Origin of the sequence: Neorhizobium puerariae, from assembly GCF_042429745.1 — a bacterium.
In the GTDB taxonomy this organism is placed as follows: Bacteria; Pseudomonadota; Alphaproteobacteria; order Rhizobiales; family Rhizobiaceae; genus Neorhizobium; species Neorhizobium puerariae.
Map to the genome: position 1 here is coordinate 1 of NZ_JBHMAA010000054.1, position 623 is coordinate 623.

1 protein-coding gene is annotated in these 623 nt (G+C 49.1%); it reads right to left on the reverse strand.

Going from position 1 to position 623, the window contains the following annotated elements; all coding sequences use genetic code 11:
* Window positions 1–544 (reverse strand): DNA-methyltransferase (locus ACFFP0_RS30635; RefSeq protein ID WP_377266021.1); only part of this gene is annotated, 544 nt, incomplete at its 3' end.
* Window positions 545–623: the final 79 nt, after the last annotated feature.

Sequence of the window (623 nt, forward strand, 5' to 3'; positions counted from 1 at the left end):
TGGGCTTCCCCTTCGTGAAATAAAGTAATGAATAGTGAGCAGGGTATAATCGACCGGGAATAGGTAATGTAGATTTCACCTCAACTGTGATGTCATGGCGAAACATCATCCCCAGTTCCATCAGATATGCTCCAAGCACAATGTTCCAACGAGGCAAGTTGTAGACAAACAGCGAGCCACCCGGTTTTAGGACACGCACGCACTCATCCAGCCACGCCTTGCACCATTCGAGGTATTTGACATCAGGCAGGTTGTCGTTGGACTTCGACCCGTACCTTTTATCAAGGTTGAATGGTGGATCAGCGAACACGGTATCGACTACCCCGGGCTTCACCCGTTTTAAGAACTCCATACAATCACCGTCGAACAGCGCTCCGTGCGACGATTGAAAATAAGGAGCTTCCGATTCCTTGATGAATTTGGCGACGTCGAAAGGCAGTAGCTGCTTGGAGTGATTCCTGCATTGAGTGGGGAGTTCGGGTGCGTCAATTTGTTCGAAGAGATCCAATGTTCGCAGTTTCACCGGGTTATTCATTTCGTTCATGTTTTGGTCCGATTTGGCAACAGACGCGCCCAAGGCTTAGGCACAATGTATCGATTTCTGGGCACGGTGAGATCAATCC